Origin of the sequence: Mycobacterium sp. 852002-51057_SCH5723018, assembly GCF_001667035.1 — a bacterium.
GTDB lineage: Bacteria > Actinomycetota > Actinomycetes > Mycobacteriales > Mycobacteriaceae > Mycobacterium.
The window spans coordinates 57,392-72,749 of record NZ_LZIR01000075.1 but is presented as its reverse complement, the minus strand read 5'-3'; the positions used below and the strand labels follow the sequence as shown (position 1 = coordinate 72,749).

Annotated in this window: 2 protein-coding genes; both read right to left on the bottom strand. The window is 70.3% G+C overall.

Annotation, left to right across the window (positions count from 1 at the left end; translation table 11 throughout):
• Window positions 1-71: 71 nt before the first annotated feature.
• Window positions 72-2,654: a sugar epimerase family protein gene (locus A5764_RS15750; RefSeq protein ID WP_067114437.1), complete on the bottom strand. Its 2,583-nt coding sequence runs from the start codon at window positions 2,652-2,654 to the stop codon at window positions 72-74.
• 25 nt (window positions 2,655-2,679) lie between these two features.
• On the bottom strand, window positions 2,680-15,210 hold the full coding sequence (locus tag A5764_RS15745; protein ID WP_067114436.1) for a type I polyketide synthase: 12,531 nt from the start codon (window positions 15,208-15,210) through the stop codon (window positions 2,680-2,682).
• Window positions 15,211-15,358: the final 148 nt, after the last annotated feature.

The following is a 15,358-nucleotide window of genomic DNA, read 5'->3' as shown; positions in this document are numbered from 1 at the left end:
CTGGCCCCAGCGTCGACTTGTTGCGCGAATTATCGTGTTTCGGCCCAACAGCCCGACGTTGGGCCTCCAGATCAGGCTTCGATCACCCGGATCTCGCCCGTGGTCCCGTCAACCTCGACGAGCGCGCCCGGCGGCAGCGAGCGCGTAGCCCCCTGGGCGTCCACCACACACGGGAAGCCGAATTCGCGGGCCACCACCGCCGCGTGTGACATCGGACCGCCGAGCTCGGTCACCACGGCCGCGGCGTAGCAGAACGCGGCGGTATAGCCGACGTCGGTGACCTCGGCGACGAGAATCTCGCCGGGTTGCAGGTCGTCGATGGTCTCGGGCCGCACGATCCGGACCCGACCGCGGACCCGTCCCCCGCACACACCGACTCCGCGCAAGGTGTCGCCGCTGGTGAGCGCGGGCGACGTGGTGGCGGTCGGCTGCCAGGCCCCGCTGAACACCGTCGGCGGAACGACGCCGGCCAGCCGGCGCTGTTCGGCCCGCCGCTGAGCCACCAGCTTGGCGACTTCCGCTGGGAGACGCTCGATTTCCTGCAGCTCGTCGACCAACAGATAGAACACGTCGTCGGCGGTGTCGAGGATTGAGGCGTCGACCAACCTGCGCCCGTACTCCCGCAGCAGGCTACGCAGCACCCAGTTGGCGCGCACCACTTTGTCGCGGCGAACTTCGCGGTCGCGCAGCTGTCGCACGGCCAGGGCCGCGACGGGCTTGGCGTGCAACGGAATCGCCGCGTGCACCGGTTGCGGCGCGGGCGGCGCGGTCAGGGTCTTGGCCACCATCCGGATCAGCAGCTCCGGATCGTCGGCGTAACTCGTCGACAACATCTCGAGCTCCGCCGGGCCACGGTGGCCGATCAGCGCCAGCTCGGCCAGCAGTGCGGCATGGAATGCCGGCGCCTTGCCGGCCAAAACGTCCAGGCGCTTGCCGGGTTCGGTCAGCACGCGGGTCACGTAGGGATCGCGACGCGCCGCCTCGACCAGCCGCTGCATCGCCTCCACCGACCGGGCGCTGACCAATTCGGGGCCGGCCGGCGGGGCGGTTTGTCTGCCGCACAATCCTCGCAGCAACACGTTGAACGCCGCGCACAGCATGAACGACCCGGAGGCCAGCACCCAGCCTTGCACCACGTGGTCGCGGGCCAGCAGGATCAGGCTGAGCAGCCGGCGATCGTCGAGCCGGCCGAGGTCCCCGTCTGCGAGCCGCTCCAGCCGATCGACATCGGCGACGAAGGCTTCGGTGTCGCGGGACGAACCGGCGCTCAAGCCGACCAGGTTGACACCGAACACCCCGATGTTGCGCAGCGTCCGCAATTGCCTTCGGGCGCGGCCGGATTCCGACGGGGGACGCTCCTCGCCGAAGACCGGCAGGGACGCCATGCTGGGCCCGAAGAAGCCGCTGCTGCTGACGATCGTCGCCGGCTTGGCGAACGGCACGGTCTCGGCCATGAAATGCGCCGACGTAATCGCACCGTACAACCGGTGCGCGAACACCGCGACGGTTCGCATCGCGATTTCCCGCTGGATGATCCCGCCCGGTCGCAACCGTTCGGCGATGGCGACGCCGCCGGCCCGCAGGCCGCGCACCGTCACCGACGCCGACGACGGCGAGAACGGGCCGGGCAGCGCCTCGGACAGATTGGTGGCCAGGTAGGTCGGGAAGCGCGGGTCGATGGGCGTGTCGAATTCGCCGTTAACCCCTTCCGGCCCTGCCAGTCTCGGCACCACTCCGTCATCGGCGGGAGCGTCGACGGCGGGGAGATCCTGAATGGCGGCCAGCCGCCACGGCAGCGCAATCACCCTCCGGCCGAGGGTGACCCGGCCGCGGACCGCCAACGCGAAGTCTTCGACGCATTCCGCCGCGGTCCAGCCCGGTTGGAATCCCCACTCGTCGCGCAGCCGTGAGGTGTCCATCAACGGCGCGCGCTGCACCAGTTGCAGTTCGGCGAGCGGCGTCGACCCGGGCATCGGCACGATGGGGCGCCCGAGTGCGGCCGCGATCTGACGAAACGTCGGTGCGCCTTGCGCTGCGAGGTTGACCGGGCCGACAGGGATGTCGGAGTCCAGGATCGCGCGCGCCAGCAACCGAAGCGCGTCGTCGACGTGGATCACCTGCACGCGCCGATCGGCGCCGTCCCTGGGAAACACGGGCAGCGCCAGCGCCCGGCGCACCCAGTTGTCGACGCCACGGCCGACGATGAGCGCGCAGCGGATCACGGCCGACTCCACGTCGGCGGCAGCCAGCATCTCCTCGGCGCGGGCCCGGTGCCGGCCCTCGGCGGACTCGGGAGTTATCGCGTCCGATTCGGCCTTCGGGTGGTCTCCCCCGCCGTAGACGTGTGCCGACGACGGAAAGACGATGCGCCGGGCTCCGGTTTCGACCATCGCCTCGAGGACACTGAGCGTGCCCCCGATGCTCACCTCGTGGCCGTCCGGCGCCCAGGCGCAATGCGCAACGGCGTCGGCCCCTGCGACGCAGCGCCGGACCGCGGCGGCGTCCCGGATATCGGCCGCGACGAATTCCGCCGCGCTGGACCAGCTTTCGGGCCGCTGACGGGCGATGCCGACGACGTCGTGGCCCTGGCTGAGCAACCGGGCGGCGAGGCCGCGGCCCAGTACACCGCTGGCCCCGGTGACCGCGATCCTCACTGATTGACCTCGCTAGCGCTCGACATCACTCGTCGTCATCCAGCAATGCCGAGTTGACCAGGTCGTCGAGATCCATGTCGGCAATGTCTTTTTCGCTTCCCGCCGCGGGGACCGCCGCCTGCCGGCCGCCCTCACCCTCGTTTGCCAACGCAAGCAAGAGCTCCAAGACCCCGGCCTGCCGAAGGCGCTTGACCGGGATCGACCCGACGACGCGCTGGATTTCGGCTTCCCCGGGCGCGGCGGCCGGGGCCAGCTGGTCCGACGCGCCGACGAGTTCGCGGTGCATGTAGCCGGCCAGGGCGGCGGAGTTCGGGTAGTCGAAGATCAGCGTCGGTGAAAGCGGCAGGCCGGTCGCGGATTTGAGCCGGTTGCGCATCTCGACCGCGGTCAGCGAATCGAAGCCCAGCTCCTGGAACGCCCTGTCCGGGTCGATGGCCTCCGGGCTGCCGCTGCCCAAGACCGTCGCGATGTTGGAACGCACCAAGTCCAGCAGTATCGCCTGTTGCTCGTCCTCGGCCAGGCCTTCGAGGCGTTGCAGCAGCGCCGATTTGGACTTCGCGGCGGCCAGCGAATCGTCGACCTGGCGCCGGGTGGGCGCGTTGATCAAGTCGACGAACATCGGCGGCAAGGTGCCCCCGTCGAACTTGACCCGCAGTGCCGCGAAGTCGATGTGGGCGGGCAGCATGAACGGTTCGTCGACGATCATCGCGGTGTCGAGGAGTTGAAGGGCTTCGTCGGAGGACATCGCCACGATGCCGTCGCGGGCGAACCGGGCGAAGTCGACGGTGGCCAGTCCGCCGGTCATGGAGCTGGCCTGATCCCACAGACCCCACGCCACAGAGACTGCCGGCAACCCATGGGCCCGCCGGTGCACGGCCAACCCATCCAGGAACGAGTTGGCCGCGGCGTAGTTGCCCTGGCCCGACGAGCCCACCAGCCCGGCCATCGACGAAAACATCACGAACGCAGACACATCCAGATCGCGGGTCACCTCGTGCAGGTTCCAGGCTGCATTCACCTTGGACCGCAACACCGCATCCATGCGCTCGGGGGTCAGCGACATCACCACCGCGTCGTCCAGCGCACCCGCGGCCTGAATCACCGCCGACAGCGGACGCTGCACCGGGATATCGGCGACCACCTTGGCCAACGCCTCCCGGTCGGCGGCGTCACAGGCCACCACCTGCACCGCGGCGCCGGCCGCGGTGAGTTCGGCCGTCAATTCCGCGGCCCCCGGCGCGTCGGGGCCGCGGCGGCTGAGCAGCAACAGGTTCCGGACCCCGTGCCGGGCCACCACGTGACGCGCCAGCGCCGAACCGGCCATCCCGGTGCCGCCCGTGATCAGCACCGTGCCCGCACCCAGCCAGCCACCCGGCGCCGTAGGAAGGGTCATCACAACCTTGCCGACGTGGCGGGCCTGGCTCAGGTACCGCAACGCGGCGGGCGCGCGCCGCACGTCAAAGGTGGTGACCGGCAACGGCCGCAGCACCTCCTCGCCGAAGAGCCCGGCCAACTCGGCAAGCATCTGCTGAATGCGGTCCGGCCCGGCTTCGAAGAGATCGAAGGCGCGGTAGCGCACACCCGGATATTCCGCCGCGATCGCATCGGCATCGCGGATGTCGGTCTTGCCCATCTCCAGGAACACCCCGCCGGGGGCGACGAGGCGCAGCGACGCATCGACGAATTCCCCGGCCAGCGAATCCAGCACCACGTCAAACCCGTGGCCGCCGGTGACGGCGCGGAACTTGTCCTCGAACTCGCAACTGCGCGAATCGGCGATGTGGTCCTCGTCAAAGCCCATGGCGCGCAGGGTGTTCCACTTGCCATGGCTGGCCGTGGCGAAAACCTCCAAGCCGAAATGCCGGGCCAACTGCACCGCAGCCATGCCTACCCCGCCGGCGGCGGCGTGCACCAACACCCGCTGCCCCGGCTTGACGCGGGCCAAGTCGACCAGCGCGTAGAACGCGGTGGCGAACACCACCGAGGTGGTGGCCGCGGCGGTGTGCGACCACCCGACCGGCACCTTGACCAGCAGCCGCTCGTCCGTGCAGGCGACGGTGCCGGTGCCCTCCGGGAACAGGCCCATGACCCGGTCGCCCACCGCGAAACGGCCGTCCTCCGTGGCACATTCGATGACGACGCCGGAGGCTTCGACGCCCATCACCGCGTCGGGGTCGGGATAGAGACCCAGGGCGATCATGACGTCACGGAAGTTGGCGGCGATCGCCGACAAGGCGACCCGGACCTGGCCCGGACCCAACGGCGCGTCGGCGTTCGGGATGCGCTCCAACCGCAGGTTCTCGAAGGTCCCGTGGCTGCTCATGCCCAACCGCCACGGTCCCTCGCCCGGCGGCACCAGGACGGCACTCACGGCGCGGCTGCCATGCACCCGGGCGGTGTACGCCGTCCCGTCGCGCAGCACCACCTGTGGCTCCCCGACCGCCAACGCCGCCGCTATCGCGTCATCGTCGAGGGGGACATCGGTGTCCGCGAGCACGATCCGGCCGGGGTGCTCGGTCTGCGCCGAGCGCACCAGCCCCCAGACCGCCGCGCCGGCCAAATCGGTGACGTCCTCCCCCGGCAGCGCCGCCGCACCGTGGGTCGACACCACCAGCGTCGCCGACCCGTCGCGCGCCAGCCAGGACTGCAGCACCTCCAGCACCGAACGCGTGGCCGCACGCACGCCCGAGACGACGTCACCCATCACGGGCGCGGACTCGAAGAGCATCGCGCCGGGCTCGACGTCTGCGGATTCCGTTGTGCCCCAACGCTGCACCAGCACAGGCTGAACGGCGGCCGACGGCTGTGCGGACCAGATAACCTCGAAGAGCCGGTCCGGACCCGCGTTGGACACCGCGGCCAGCAGCTGCCGGTCGCTCACCGGCCGCGCCACCATCGACGACACCGACAGCACCGGCAGACCCAAGCCGTCGGCCAGCTCAATCGATACCGCCGGACTCCCCGCCGGACCCGTCCGCACGATCCGGGCGCGCACGGCCGACGCACCGGCCGCATGCAACGACACGCCCTGCCAGGAGAACGGCACCAGCACCGAACCCTCGGCGAGCTCACCGTCATCGGATGCCAAGATCACCGCGTGCAACGCGGCGTCCAGCATCACCGGGTGGACGCCGAACCCGGCCACCGAGACCCCGGCGTCGGCGGGCAACGCCACCTCGGCGAACACCTCGTCACCGCGGCGCCACATCGAGGTCAGGCCCCGGAACGCTGGCCCGTACCGGTACCCGCGTTCGGCCAGCCGCTCATACCCGTCGCCCACGTCCACCGGGACCGCGCCGACCGGCGGCCATGCCGACAGCTCCGCGCTCGGCTCGACCGAACCCGCGCTGAGCACTCCCTCGGCGTGCAACAGCCAGCCGGATCCGGTCTCGGCGCGCGAAAACACCGACACCGCACGGGCGCCGGCGTCGTCCGGGCCGCCGACGACGACCTGCACCGCCACCGAACCCGCGGTGGGCAGCACCAGCGGCGCCGCCAAGTTCAATTCGTCGACGACCCCGCAGCCCACCTCGTCGCCGGCGCGGATGGCCAACTCGACGAACCCCGCGCCCGGGAACAGCACGACGCCCCCGACGGCGTGATCGGCCAGCCAGGCCTGCGTGGCGGGCGACAACCGGCCCGTCAGCACCACCCCACCCGTGGCCGGCAGCTCCACCACTGCGCCGAGCAGGGCGTGCTCGCTGGCTTGCAGTCCCAGGCCGGCGGCGTCGGCGGGGGCGCCGTCGGCGGCCAGCCAAAACCTGCGCCGCTCAAATGCATACGTGGGCAGTTCCACCAGGTTGGCCTGGCCCAGCGCGGCGCGCCAGTTCACATCCATGCCGGTGACGAACCCTTGCGCGACCACGTTGAGCAGCGTCGCCGGCTCGGGCCGGTCCTTGCGCAGCGCCGAAGTGGTGACCACGGGGGTATCGGGTAGCGACTCTTCGATCGACGCCGTCAGGCCGCCGCTCGGACCGACTTCCAGGAAACGCGTAACTCCGGCCGAGTGCGCGAAACGTACGCTGTCGGCGAACCGCACCGCTTCGCGGATGTGCCGCTGCCAGTACGCCACCGACGCGAAGTCGTCACCAGCCAGCTGCCCGGTCAGGTTCGACACGAGCGGGATGCTGGGCCGACCAATGGCGAGTCCCGCGGCGACGGTTCCGAATTCGTCAATCATCGGCTCCATCAGCGGCGAGTGGAAGGCGTGGGAGACGGCCAGCCGGTGGATCCGGCGGCCCTCCGCCCGAAGCCGATCGGCGAGCGCGGCGACCGCCTCTTCGGCGCCCGAAATCACCACGGACGCCGGCCCGTTGACGGCTGCGATGCCCACTTCGCCGTCGAGCAGGGGCCGCACTTCCTCTTCGGTGGCCTGCACGGCGACCATCGCCCCGCCCGGCGGGAGCGCCTGCATGAAGCGGCCGCGGGCGGCCACCAGCACCGCGGCGTTCTCCAGCGACAGGACGCCGGCGACATGGGCGGCCGTCAACTCACCGACCGAGTGGCCCATCACGAAGTCGGGTCGCACGCCCCAGGATTCGAGCAGCCGGAACAACGCCACTTCCACCGCGAACAGCGCCGGTTGCGCGAACTCCGTGGTGTTCAGCAAGCTTTCGTCGTGGCCCCACATCACTTCCCGCAAGGGGCGAAGCAGGTGCCGGTCCAGTTCGGCCACGACCGTGTTGAACGCCTCCGCGAATACGGGGTACCCGGCGTGCAATCCCATTCCCATGCCAAGCGATTGGGAACCTTGACCCGGGAAGACGAAGACGGTCTTGCCGCCGGCCGTGGCGGTGCCTTGAATGACCGAACCGCTCAGGTCGGCGGCGGCCAGCCCGTCGAGCCCGGCCAGCAACCGATCGCGATCGTCACCGACGACGACGGCCCGGTGCTCGAAGTTCGACCGGCCCGCCAGGGTCCATGCCACGTCGGCGATGTCCAGATCGCCGTGGCCGCGCACATGATCCGCCAGCCGAGCGGCCTGAGATGCCAACGCGGACGCCGACTTCGCCGACACCACCCAGGGCACCGCCGGCAGCTTGGGACGGTCCACGACACGATCGGACGGGACTGCCTCGATGATCACGTGCGCGTTGGTGCCGCTGATGCCGAACGACGACACCCCGGCCCGGCGAACATGGCCGTTGGCCTGCTCGGGCTTCCAAGGGCGTGCCTCGGTCAACAACGACACGGACCCCGCCGACCAGTCCACATGCGGGCTCGGCTCATCGACATGCAGAGTGGCAGGCAGCGTTTCGTGGCGCATCGCCTGCACCATCTTGATGACACCGGCGACACCGGCGGCGGCCTGCGTGTGACCCATGTTCGACTTGATCGACCCCAGCCAAAGCGGCTCGGCCCGGCCCTGGCCATAAGTGGCCAATAACGCTTGGGCCTCAATGGGATCGCCCAACATGGTGCCGGTGCCGTGGCCCTCCACCACGTCCACGTCGGCCGCGCTCAGCCCGGCATTGGCCAGCGCCGCGCGCACCACCCGCTGCTGCGACGGACCATTGGGCGCGGTCAACCCGTTGGAGGCCCCATCCTGGTTCACCGCGCTGCCGCGCACCACCGCCAACACCGGATGACCCAGCCGCCGCGCATCCGACAACCGCTCCACCACCAGCATGCCGCCGCCCTCGGAGAACCCGGTACCGTCGGCGGCGCCGGCGAATGCCTTGCACCGGCCATCGGCCGAAAGCCCGCGCATGCGGCTGAATTCCACGAAGATGTCAGGGGTGGCGTTGACGGTGACACCGCCGGCCAACGCCAAATCACACTCGCCCGAACGCAGCGACTGCACCGCCATGTGCAACGCCACCAACGACGACGAGCACGCCGTGTCCACCGACACCGCGGGGCCCTCCAGCCCCAGCACATACGAGATCCGGCCCGAGGCTATGCTCGACGACTGCCCGGTCAGCCGGAAGCCTTCCGCGGCAGGTGGGGCCCCTATGCCGTAGCCCTGGGTATACACCCCGGCGAACACCCCGGTGGCGCTGCCCCGCAGCGCGCCGGGTTCAATCCCGGCCCGCTCCAAGGCTTCCCAGGACAGTTCGAGGAACATCCGCTGCTGGGGATCCATCGCCAGCGCCTCGGTGGGCGCGATGCCGAAGAACGCGGGGTCGAAATCCGCCACACCGTCGACGAAACCGCCGGTGCGGGTGTAGCACGTGCCCGGTACGTCGGGATCCGGGTCGTAGAGGTCGGCCAGGTTCCAGCCGCGATCGGTCGGGAATTCGGAGAGCACATCGCGGCCCTCGGTCAGCATGTCCCACAGATCGTCGGGCGACGCCACCCCGCCCGGATAGCGGCACGCCATGCCGACGATCACGATCGGGTCGTCGCCGGTGGCCTGAACGACCGGGGCGGCCGCGATTTCTTGTGGGACACCGGCGAGTTCACCGCGGATGTAGCCGGCCAGTCCGTTCGGCGTCGGGTAGTCGAAGATCAGGGTGGGCGAAAGCGCCAGCCCCGTCGCGGCTTTGAGTCGGTTGCGCATTTCGACCGCGGTGAGCGAGTCGAAGCCCAAGTCCTGGAACGCCTTGTCCGGGTCGATGGCCTCCGGGGCGGTGTTGCCCAGCACAGTGGCGATGTGGGAGCGCACCAGGTCCAGCAGCACGGCGTGCTGTTCGGCTTCGGGCAGACCGTGTAGCCGGTGCGCCAGAGCCGATTTCGACTTGGCGGCCGCCAGCGAGTCGTCGACCTGACGCCGCAACGGCGCGTTGACCAGATCGGTGAACATCGGCGGCACCGCGGCCGCGTTGGCGCGCAGGGTGGCCAGGTCGATGCGGGCGGGCGCCAGGAATGGCTCGTCGAGTATCAACGCGGTGTCGAACAATTCCATCGCCTCGTCCGACGACAACGCCAAGATTCCGTCGCGACCCAGCCGAGCCAGGTCGGCGGCGTCCAGTCCGCCGGTCATGGCGCTGGCCTGATCCCACAGCCCCCACGCCAGCGAGATCGCCGGCAACCCGTGGGCCCGCCGGTGCGCGGCCACCGCGTCCAGGAAGGAGTTGGCCGCGGCGTAGTTGCCCTGGCCGGACGAGCCCACCAGCCCGGCCATCGACGAAAACATCACGAACGCCGACATGTCACGGTCGCGGGTGAGCTCGTGCAGGTTCCACGCGGCATCGACCTTGGCCCGCAACACCGCGTCGACCCGCTCGGGTGACAGTGAGGTGACCAACGCGTCGTCGAGCACACCCGCGGCGTGGATAACCCCGGACAGCGGATGCTGCTCGGGAATGTCGTCAAGCACCGCGGCCAGGGCCGCCCGGTCGGCCGCGTCGCAAGCGACCACCCGCACCTGGGCTCCGGCGGCCTGCAGCTCGGCGACCAGCTCGGCCGACCCGACGGCATCCCGGCCGCGCCGGCTCAGCAACACCAGATTCCGCACACCGTGCTGCGCCACCAGGTGGCGAGCCAGCGTCGAACCGGCCATCCCGGTGCCACCGGTGATCAGCACCGTGCCCGCCGCCAGCCCGCCGCCCGGTAGCGTCATCACGACCTTGCCGATGTGGCGGGCCTGACTCAAATACCGCAACGCCGCGGGGGCGCGTCGCACATCAAACGTCGTCACCGGCAACGGTTGCAGCACACCGGCGTCGAACAGTTCGGCCAGCTCGAGCATCCACTGATGCATGCGCGGACGGCCGGGCTCGAACAGGTCGAAGGCGCGGTAACGCACACCCGGGTACTCCTGGGCGACCACGCCGGGGTCGCGGATGTCGGTTTTGCCCATCTCCAAGAACACCCCGCCGGGGGCCACCAGCCGCAGCGACGCGTCGACAAATTCCCCGGCCAGCGAGTCAAGAACCACATCAAAACCGCGGCCGCCGGTGGCGGTGCGGAACTTGTCCTCGAATTCCAGGCTTCGCGAATCGGAGATGTGGTCGTCGTCTAAACCCATGGCACGCAACGTGTCCCACTTGCCGCGACTGGCCGTCCCGAACACCTCGAGGCCCAGGTGCCGGGCCAACTGCACCGCGGCCATCCCCACCCCACCGGCGGCGGCATGCACGAGCACCCGCTGTCCCGGCTTGACATCGGCCAGGTGCACGAACGCCATGTACGCGGTAGTGAAAACCGCTGAGATGGCGGCGGCTTCGGCGTACGACCAGTCGGACGGCATCGGGAGCAGCAGGCGGACGTCGCCGGGGACGAGGGTGCCGCTGCCGTCGGGGAAGAACCCGTACACCGAATCGCCCACCGCGAACTCGGTGACGCCCGGCCCGACTTCGACCACCACGCCGGCGCCTTCGCCGCCCAGCAGGGCGTCGTGGGTGAACATGCCCAGGGTGATCATGACGTCGCGGAAGTTAGCCGCGATGGCGCGAACCGCAACCCGCACCTGGCCCGGCTGCAGCGGCGCGTCCGCGTTGGGGACCGGCTCCAGCCGCAGGTTCTCGAACGTGCCCGCACTGCTGAGGCCCAGCCGCCACGGCCCGTCGCCCGGCGGCGCCAAGATGCCCTCGACGCCGCGGCTTCCGTGCACCCGGGGGAGGTAAACCTGGCCTCCGCGCACCAGCACCTGCGGCTCACCGGCCGCCACGATGGCGGTCACAAGGGCGGCCCCCGCCGCATCGTCCAGCGGCACATCGGAATCCACCAGCACGATCCGGCCGGGGTGCTCGGTCTGCGCGGAGCGCACCAACCCCCACACCGCGGCGCCCGCCAGGTCGGTGACGTCCTCCCCCACCATCGCCGCCGCGCCGCGGGTGGCCACCACCAGCACGCCCGAATCCCGGTCGGTCAACCAAGACTGCAGGGCGGTCAGCGCACGGTGCGTGCGCTCATAGGTCGCGGAAACCGGATCTCCCTCGGCCGCAACGGATTCGAACACCTCGAAGGAAGGAACGCTTCCGCCACTCGTCGGCGTTTTCGCGCCAGCCGACCAGACCACCTCGAAAAGCCGGTCCGGGCCCGAGCCCGACACCGCCGCCCTCAGCTGACGCTCGCTCACCGAGCGGGCCACCATCGCGGCCACCGACAGCACCGGCAACCCCAACCCGTCGGCCAGCTCGATCGAGACCGCTGGGCTCCCGGCCGGACGACCGGTCGGCGCAATGCGCGCCCGCACCGCCGCCGCACCCGCGGCGTGCAGCGAAACGCCCTGCCACGAGAACGGCAGCAGCACTTCGGTTTCCTGGCCCGCCGAGTCGGCCATCACAACCGCGTGCATCGCCGCGTCGAGCAGCGCCGGGTGCACCCCGAACCCGCCGACACCGCCGGCCGCGTCCGGCAGCCGGACCTCGGCGAACACCTCGTCGCCGCGGACCCACGCCGCGGTCAATCCCTGAAACGCCGGACCGTAGCCGTAGCCGCGGGCGGCCAGCCGCTCGTAGCCGTCGGCCAGATCGACCGCGACCGCGCCCGCCGGCGGCCACACCGACAGGTCCACTCCGGGCTCGACCGGCTGGGAACTCAACGCGCCCTCGGCGTGGCACACCCACGCCGAACCCGCGTCGGCGTCGGCGCGGGAGTAGATCGACACCGCGCGCCGGCGCGTCTCCTCGGCGGGGCCCACCACCACCTGCACCGCAACCGATCCCGACGTCGGCAACGTCAACGGCGCCTGCAACGTCAGCTCGTCGACCACCGAGCATCCGACTTCGTCGCCGGCCCGGATCGCCAGCTCGACAAATCCGGCACCCGGGAACACCAGAACCCCGGACACAGCGTGATCGGCCAGCCAGCCCTGCGCGCCGGGCGACAGCCGGCCCGTCAGCACCACCCCGCCCGAGGCCGGCAGCTCCACCACCGCGCCGAGCAACGCATGCTCGCTGATTCCCAGCCCAAGGCCGGCGGCATCGGCCCCGGCGCCTTCCCCGGACAGCCAAAACCGGCGCCGCTCAAAGGCATACGTCGGCAGCTCCACGAAGCCCGCCCCGCCCACAACGCCACGCCAATCCACGCCGGCGCCCGCCACGAACGCCGCGGCGGCCGACGTCAGGAACCGCTCGAGCCCGCCCTCGTCACGGCCCAGGGTGGGAACGACGATCGGCTCGGCGTCACCCGTGACGCAATCGTTGAAGGTGTCTTCGATCCCGGCGATCAAAGCGGGATGGGGGCTGGCTTCGATGAATGTTCGGTATCCGTGCTCGCAGGCACTGCGCACCGCCTGGTCGAACTGCACGGTCTGCCGGATGTTGCGATACCAGTACGCGGCGTCCAAACCGGCTGTGTCCAACCGGCTTCCGGTCACCGTGGAGAAGAACGCGACACGCGAGGAGCGCGGCTCGATGCCGGCCAGCGCCTCGGCAAGCTCACCGCGAATGGCCTCGACCTCGACCGAATGCGACGCATAGTCCACGTCGATCCGGCGGGTCCGAAGATCCAGGTCTGCGCAGAACCCGACGAGTTCCTCCAGCGCGGCCACCTCACCGGAGACGACCACCGCCGATGGGCCGTTGACGGCGGCGATACTGACCCGATTGCCATAGGGCGCCAGCAATTCCCGCGCCCGCTCGGTGCTGCAGGCGATGGACAGCATGCCGCCGGGGTGGGCCAGCGAACGCAACAACTTGCTGCGCAGCGTGACCACCCGCGCGGCGTCCCGCAACGACAGGGCACCGGCGACATAGGCGGCCGCGATCTCACCTTGCGAATGGCCGATCACCGCATCCGGGCTGACGCCGACCGACTTCCACAGCTCGGCCAGCGACACCATCGTCGCGAAGAGCACCGGCTGCACCACGTCGACGCGATCCAGCCCCGGGGCGCCGGGAGCGCCGCGCAGGACGTCGGTCAGCGACCAGTCCACGAATTCCGCGAAGGCCTCCGCGCACGCCTCGATCTGCTGAGCGAATACCGGTGCGGTGTCGAGCAATTCGATGCCCATGCCCAGCCACTGGGACCCTTGCCCGGGAAACACGAAAACGTTCTTGCCCGCGGGCGCGGCGGTGCCCCGAATGACCGAACCGCCCAGATCGTCGGCGGCCAGTTCATCCAGCCCGGCCAGCAACCGATCCCGGTCGCCGCCGACAACGACGGCCCGATGCTCGAAGTTCGACCGGCCCGCCAGGGTCCATGCCACGTCGGCAATGTCCAGATCGCCGTGGGCGCGAACATGATCCGCCAGCCGAGAGGCCTGAGATGCCAACGCGGACGCCGACTTCGCCGAGATCACCCACGGCACCACCGGCAGCGCCGGGGCGGCGTCGCGCGGCTGGGGCTCGGGGGCGGCCTCGACGATCACGTGGGCGTTGGTGCCGCTGATGCCGAACGACGACACCCCGGCCCGCCGCAACCGACCATCGGCGGACCAGGGACGCGGCTCGGTCAACAACGACACGGACCCCGCCGACCAGTCCACATGCGGGCTGGGCGCATCGACATGCAGTGTGGCAGGCAGCGTTTCGTGGCGCATCGCCTGCACCATCTTGATCACGCCCGCGACACCGGCGGCGGCCTGCGTGTGACCCATGTTCGACTTGATCGACCCCAGCCACAGGGGTGTTCCGGGCTCCGCCCTATCTTGTCCATACGTCGCCAACAACGCCTGGGCCTCAATGGGATCGCCCAACGTGGTGCCGGTGCCGTGGCCCTCCACCACGTCCACATCGGCCGCGCTCAGCCCGGCATTGGCCAGCGCCGCGCGCACCACCCGCTGCTGCGAGGGGCCATTGGGCGCGGTCAACCCGTTGGAGGCCCCATCCTGGTTCACCGCGCTGCCGCGCACCACCGCCAACACCGGATGACCCAGCCGCCGCGCATCCGACAACCGCTCCACCACCAGCAAGGCCCCGCCCTCGGACCAGCCGACCCCGTCGGCCGCGCCGGCGTACGCCTTGCACCGGCCATCGGGGGCCAGGCCGCGATGCCGGCTGAATTCCACGAAGACCGTCGGGGTGGCGTTGACGGTAGCGCCGCCGGCCAGCGCCAGGTCGCACTCGCCGGTGCGCAGCGACTGCACCGCCATGTGCAACGCCACCAACGACGACGAGCACGCCGTGTCCACCGACACGGCCGGGCCCTCGAGCCCAAGCACATAGGACACCCGCCCCGACGCCACGCTTGAGGTCATGCCGGTCAGGCGATAGCCCTCGATCTCCTCGGCGAGCATGCCGTAGCCCTGGACGATGAGTCCGGCGAACACCCCGGTGGCGCTGCCGCGCAGCCCGGTGGGGTCAATTCCGGCCCGCTCCAACGCCTCCCACGACAGCTCCAGCAACATCCGGTGCTGGGGATCCATCGCCAGCGCCTCGCTGGGCGCGATGGCGAAGAAAGCCGGGTCGAAGTCGCCGACACCGTCGACGAAACCGCCGGTGCGCACGTAGCACTTGTGGCGCGCGTCGGGATCGGGATCGAACAGGCCCGGCAGGTCCCATCCGCGGTCGGTGGGGAAATCCGATATCACGTCCCGGCCGTCGGCGACCATCTGCCAGAGGCCTTCCGGGGTGTCGATCCCGCCGGGAAAGCGGCATGACATGCCGACGATGGCGATCGGCTCGCTCGACCGCTCCAGCAGCGCACGGTTGGTCCGCTTCAGGCGTTCCACCTGGACCAGCGCTTTGCGCAGCGCCTCGGTCGCATGCTGGAGTTGATCAACCATCAGTTACCTCGCCTAACCCTCGGCCAACGGGTGGCCGTTGTTAACCGCAGGATGCGGCTGCCGCAGAGCCACGGAAGTTGCTGCACATCGTGCTGCTCTCCGACCCAAGAATGTCGCTGGTGAGTATGGCTAACTCCGACAGGATTTC

Excerpts from the sequence above, each read along its gene's own strand:
- A5764_RS15745 (WP_067114436.1), bottom strand. The coding sequence starts at position 15,210 with ATGGTTGATCAACTCCAGCATGCGACCGAGGCGCTGCGCAAAGCGCTG.